Source organism: Amycolatopsis sp. SID8362, from assembly GCF_010550475.1.
Lineage (GTDB): Bacteria > Actinomycetota > Actinomycetes > Mycobacteriales > Pseudonocardiaceae > Amycolatopsis > Amycolatopsis eburnea.
In genome coordinates this window covers 1-5,310 of record NZ_JAAGNB010000629.1, presented here as the reverse complement: position 1 = coordinate 5,310, position 5,310 = coordinate 1, and the positions used below count along the sequence as shown (strand labels likewise).

At 73.2% G+C, this 5,310-nt stretch carries 6 protein-coding genes; 2 read left to right on the top strand and 4 right to left on the bottom strand.

Annotated features, from left to right (window positions below):
- Positions 1-489, top strand: a 489-nt coding sequence (locus G3I65_RS19665) for a hypothetical protein (protein ID WP_160697408.1), incomplete at its 5' end; no start/stop codon positions are given.
- A 59-nt stretch (positions 490-548) separates the two neighbouring features.
- Here G3I65_RS19665 and G3I65_RS57395 read toward each other — a convergent pair.
- Together G3I65_RS57395 and G3I65_RS57390 are read right to left on the bottom strand one after the other, a co-directional pair.
- The gene (locus tag G3I65_RS57395; protein ID WP_309235567.1) at positions 549-1,514 is read right to left on the bottom strand and encodes a glycoside hydrolase family 3 C-terminal domain-containing protein; all 966 of its coding nucleotides are present in this window, start codon (positions 1,512-1,514) and stop codon (positions 549-551) included.
- On the bottom strand, positions 1,515-2,600 hold the full coding sequence (locus tag G3I65_RS57390) for a glycoside hydrolase family 3 protein (RefSeq protein WP_239071306.1): 1,086 nt from the start codon (positions 2,598-2,600) through the stop codon (positions 1,515-1,517).
- A 130-nt stretch (positions 2,601-2,730) separates the two neighbouring features.
- Between G3I65_RS57390 and G3I65_RS19655 the strand changes: the two genes are divergently transcribed.
- Positions 2,731-3,216, top strand: coding sequence for a hypothetical protein (locus G3I65_RS19655; protein ID WP_160697407.1), 486 nt, complete (start codon positions 2,731-2,733; stop codon positions 3,214-3,216).
- Between the two features lie 377 nt (positions 3,217-3,593).
- On the opposite strand, the gene G3I65_RS19650 is transcribed toward G3I65_RS19655, so the two are convergent.
- Together G3I65_RS19650 and G3I65_RS19645 are read right to left on the bottom strand one after the other, a co-directional pair.
- Positions 3,594-4,565 carry a hypothetical protein gene (locus tag G3I65_RS19650; protein WP_160697406.1) on the bottom strand — a complete coding sequence of 324 codons (972 nt, stop codon included), beginning with the start codon at positions 4,563-4,565 and terminating at the stop codon, positions 3,594-3,596.
- Positions 4,562-5,310 (bottom strand): SbcC/MukB-like Walker B domain-containing protein (locus tag G3I65_RS19645; protein WP_275940158.1); only part of this gene is annotated, 749 nt, incomplete at its 5' end. The genes G3I65_RS19645 and G3I65_RS19650, both read right to left, overlap by 4 nt.

The following is a 5,310-nucleotide window of genomic DNA, read 5'->3' as shown; positions in this document are numbered from 1 at the left end:
GCGCCCGCGACGCCGTCGGTGCCCACCACCGCCGCCGACCCGGCCGTCCTCGGCTGGATGGACGGCTTCTGCGCCGCGATCCACGGCTACCGCCGGCGCACCAACGACGAGGCCGGCACGCCGAAGCCCGATCCGGCCTCGGTGGCCGAAGCGCAGCAGGTGCTGAGCGCGACCCTGGGCGGCATCGCGGCCCGCACCGGCGAGGTGGTCGACAAGCTGACGGCCCTGCCCCCGGCCCCGGTCCCGGTCGCCGAGAGGGTCCGGCAGGCGTTCGTGACCAAGTACACAACGGCCCGCGACCGCGCGGCGGACGCGAAGAAGACCCTCGACAGCGCCAAACCGGGCGACGGCGCCTCGCAGGGCCCGGCCGCGGACGCCGTCCAGCGCGCGCAGCAGGACATCGACGGCACTTACGACCCGGTCGCGCCGATGGCGGAATCCCCGGAGCTGATGCTGGCGGCCGCGACGGCGCCGGGCTGCAAGGGCTGACGCCGCCGAGGTGCGCGGCCCCCGGCCCGGCGCGACCGAGTGCCCGTGAGGTGCCCGCGTCACCGAACCAAGGTCGCCCGCAGCGGCAAGGACCGCGAAGAATCGCCGACCGACACCGTGAACCCGCCGCGCACCGGCTGCCACCCGTGACCGGCCGTGTCCCACACCGAAAAGTCGCGCGCGACCAGCCGGATCGTCACCCGCCGGGACTCCCCCGGCGCCAGCGAAACCCGCGAAAACCCCTTCAACTGCCGCGGCGGTTCCCCAGCCGCGGCCGGGAAGCCCAGATACAGCTGGGCCACCTCGGCACCCGCCCGCCGCCCGGTGTTCCGGACCGTGAACGTCGCCGTCGCGCCGTCATCCGCGTTCCGGACCGACAAGCCCGAGAACGCGAACGTCGTGTACGACAAGCCGTACCCGAACGGGAACAGCGGCGCCCGGTCCTGCGCGTCGAACCACCGGTAGCCGACCTGCAAGCCCTCCGAATAAGTCGCGATCCCACCCACGCCCGGGAACTGCGCGGGCGTGTTCGCCGGGGTGTCCGCGTCCGCCGCCGGGAACGTGATCGGGAGCTTCGCCGACGGGTTGACGTCGCCGAAGAGCACGCTCGCCACCGCCGCGCCGTCCTGCTGGCCGGGGTACCACGCCTGCAGGATCGCGGGCACCGAAGCCGACCACGGCATCAGGACCGGGCCGCCGCTCTTCACCACGACCACCGTGTGCGGGTTCGCCGCGGCGACCGCGGCCACCAGCGCGTCCTGGGTGCCCTCCAGCGCCAGGCTGGGCCGGTCCTTGCCCTCGGTCTCGTTGTCCCCGACCATCACCACGCTGACGTCCGCGCCCCGCGCCAGCTCGGCAGCCCGCGCGACGTCGCTGCCGTCGTCGAGCGTCACGGCCGCGCCCGGAACACGCTGCCGGAGCCCGGCCAACGGGTCCACTGTGGACGTCGGCATGACGGCCGAGCTGCCACCGCCGCCGGTCTTGGCCCGGGTCGCGAAGGGCCCGATCAGCGCGATCGACTTCACCTAGGAATCGAGCGGGAGCTGAGCGTGCTCGTTGCGCAGCAGCACCATGCCGCGTTCCGCGAACTCCTTCGCGGCGGCGTCGTGCCGGGCCGTCGGCAGCGGTGAGAGCACCGGCGGGTGGTCGAACTGCCCGAAGGCGAACATCGTGCGGAACCGCGGCAGCAGCAGCTCGTCCACGCGCTGTTCGGTGACCTGACCGGCGAGCACGGCCTGCTTCATCCGGTCGCCGTACCAGGTGCCGTCGATCATCTCGAGGTTCATGCCCGCGGCCGCCGACCCGGCGGTGCTGTGCGCGGCGCCCCAGTCCGACTGGACGAAGCCCTCGAACCCCCAGTCGTCGCGCAGCTTGCCCTGCAGCAGGGCCGGGTTTTCGCACATGAAGACGCCGTTGATCTTCGGGAACGCGCACATCACCGAGCCGGCGCGGCCCTCGACGACCGACCGCTCGAAGTGCGGCAGGTAGATCTCGTTGAGCGTGCGCTCGTCGATGTGCTCGTCGATGCTGAAGCGCTGGGTCTCCTGGTTGTTCGCCGCGTAGTGCTTGACCTCGGCGATCGTCCCGTTCTCCTGGATGCCGCGGATGTCGGCGGCGGCCAGCGCGCCGGCGAGCACCGGGTCCTCGCCCATGCCCTCGAACGTCCGCCCGTTGCGCGGGACGCGGGCGATGTTGATGTCCGGCGCCTCGGACACGTTGTGCGCGAGCGCGCGGGTTTCGGCGCCGATCAGCCGGCCGTAGCGGCGCGCCAGACCGGTGTCGAACGTCGACGCCAGCGCCATCGTGGCGGGCAGCGCGGTCGCCGGTTTCTGCGGTTTGTCGTCGGCCGGGCCCATGCCCGCCGGGCCGTTGGCGATGCGGAACCCGGGCACGCCCAGCCGCGGGATCGGCGGCACGAACCGCTGGTGCTCCGCGTCGGGCTGCAGGTGCAGCTGGGAGATCTTCTCGTCGAGGGTCATCGCCGCGATCAGCTCGGCGGCGCGGCGATCCGGCGGCTGCCGGGCGTCGCGCCACGGCTGCGCGTCCGCCGCCGCCGGTGTCGCCAGCGACAAACCCAGGACCACCGCTAGAACGAGCCGTCCGTTGCGCATCGGCCCAGCTAACCCCATACGTGAGCGGGAAACACAGTCGCGACGATGTTCACGTACATGAAATTTCCGGGGGACTCAACCATTTCCCCGGCTCAAGCGTGGGAGGAGCACGAAGGAGAGGGGACGAACCATGGTCAAGAAAACCCTGATCGGCCTAATGGCGGCGAGCACGGCGACGCTCGCGCTGGCGGCCCCGGCGAGCGCGGCCGAAGTCAGCTGGGGACTGACCCAGCAGGTGGAGCCGGGCGGCCGGATCGACGCGGAAACCCACGCGGCGCTGGGCGGCTGCTCCCCGAAGACCACGGTCATGTCGAAGGGGTTCGCCGCGCCGCTGGTGTTCACCGAAGGCGGCAACTGGGGCCGGGCCGGCGGCCACACCACGGCGATCACGACCCCGGGCAAGTACACGGCGCAGTTCACCTGCTCGGACGGGCGCGTGGCCACCGGCAGCTTCACCATCCTCGGCACGCCGCCGCCGAGCAGCTCGGCGCACCCGAAGCCGCCCACGACGAAGCCGAAGCCGCCGGCCACGTCGAAGGCCCCCAAGCCGGCGAAACCGCAGGTCGCGGTCAAGCCGGCGGGCGCACCGCAGACCGGAGACGGCTCACTGAGCTGACCCTCCACACCGGACACCCCGGGCGGCACGTGCTCCCCAGGCCCGCCGCCCGGGGCCCAGCACGGCCACGCACCCGCCGCGGCCACGCGAAGGTCTCGGCCATGCACCCACCGCCGACCACACGAAAGTCGCCGCCGCGCGAAAGTCGCGGCCACCCGAAGGTCGCCAGCCGCACGAAGATCGCAGCCGCACGAAGGCCGCAGCCACGCACCCGCCGCCAGCCACCAGCCACCAGCCACCAGCCGCGCGAGGGTCGCCGGCCATGCGAAGGTCGCAGCCACGCACCCGCCGCCGGCCGCGCCAGGGTCGCAGGCCGCGCGAAGGTCATCGGCCGCACGAAGGTCGGCCCGAGGAACGACGGCCGAGCGACCCACACGTCAGCGGGCCGCGGCCAGCCGCAACGCGCGGTACACGAACTGCTGGTCCCCCAGCCGGTGCCGCAGATCGCGCTCCAGCCCCGCGATCGGGTACAGGTTCTGCGGCGCCCGCGAGTCCTTGTAAGCCACCGAAGCGAACCGCCCCAGCACCGACTGCGTGAGGTTCGCCAGCTCCGCCACCTCGGCGCGGCCGAGGTGCGGTGCCGCCTCCACCCGCACGACCCCGGACCACGGCGGCCCGCCCACCGACGGCAGCCGCAGGTACCACGAGTGCCGGACCCAGGTCGTCCCCATCAGGAACACCGGCGTGCGCTGGTGCGGCCCGAGCGCGCCGACCATCGCGTTGAGCTCGCCGGGCAGGTACGTCGTCTGGTGGCTCTTGATGAACCCGACCGCCCGCTCGAGGTGCGCGCGCCCGCGCAGCGGGCCGTCCACGACCAGGAGGTCGCCGCGTACGTGGCTCGCCGTGCGCGCGCGGACCGCCGTCTCCTCCTCGACCAGTGCCAGCTGTTCCTGCAGCGCCGAGGACAGCACCACCGGCAGCGGCTTGTCGTCCTTGGCCGCCGCGCGGTGCGCCGTGTACAGCCCCGCCGGGGTCGCGATGTCGTCGGCCTGCGGGGCCACCGTGAACAGCCCGCGCCGGACGTCGGTGCCCACGACGTGCGCCTGTCCCTCGCAGCAGCACACCACGCCGGCCGCGTAGGACGCGCAGATCCCGATCGACGCCGAGTTCGTGCCCGCCGGGTCGTCGATCCAGACGCGCGCGTCGATCCGCCGGACGCCGTCGACGAACAGCACGGCCTCGGGCACCGGTACCGGCGACGGGTCGATTGGCGCCCACTCGTCTTCGGGGACTTCTACGTCGAGTTCGACCTCGGCCTGGGAGCGGCCCAGTTCCTCGGCCTCCATCGAGCTGCCGTAGCCCGGGTCCCAGGTGTCGATGCTGAAGTTCATGCCTGCCACCGCGGTCATGCGCCCTCCCTGCCGACGTGCGAGCCGGACCCGTCGCGGGTGACCAGGAACCGCACCGGGACGCGCTCGGCCAGCGCGGGCACGTGCGTGATCACCCCGACCATCCGGGAGCCGGTGGCGGCGAGGTTCTCCAGCGTGGACGCCACGACGTCGAGGGTCGCTTCGTCCAAGGTCCCGAATCCCTCGTCGAGGAAGATGGACTCGAGCCGGGTCGCGCCCTCCGCGGCCATCGCGCCGAGCTGGGACGACAACGCCAGCGCCAGCGAGAGCGACGCCTGGAACGTCTCCCCGCCGGACAGCGTCTTGACCGGGCGTCGGGCGTCGGCCTCGTTGTGGTCCACCACCAGGAAGTCGCCCTTGTCGTGGGTGAGCTCGAACTGGCCGCCGGAGAGTTCGAGCAGCGACGCCGACGCCTCGGCGACCAGCGTGTCGAGCGCGCCGGCGATGAGCCAGCGCGGGAACTTGTCCGAGCGCAGCAGGTCCGCGAGCAGCCGCGCGACCTGCGCCTCGGACTCGGCGGCCGCGATGTCGCCCTGCAGGCCCGCCACGTGCGCCACGCGCCGCTTCATCTCCGTGTGGTCGGCTTCCGCGCGGGCCCGCGCGGTCGCGAGGGCCACCGGAGCCCGGTCGCGCACCGAACCTTCCGGCAGCGCGACGTCGAGCGCGGTGATGTCGTCGGCGACCGCGCGTTCGGCCGCCAGCAACGCTTCGGCGGCTTCGCCCTCCGCTTTTCCGGCGGCGGCCA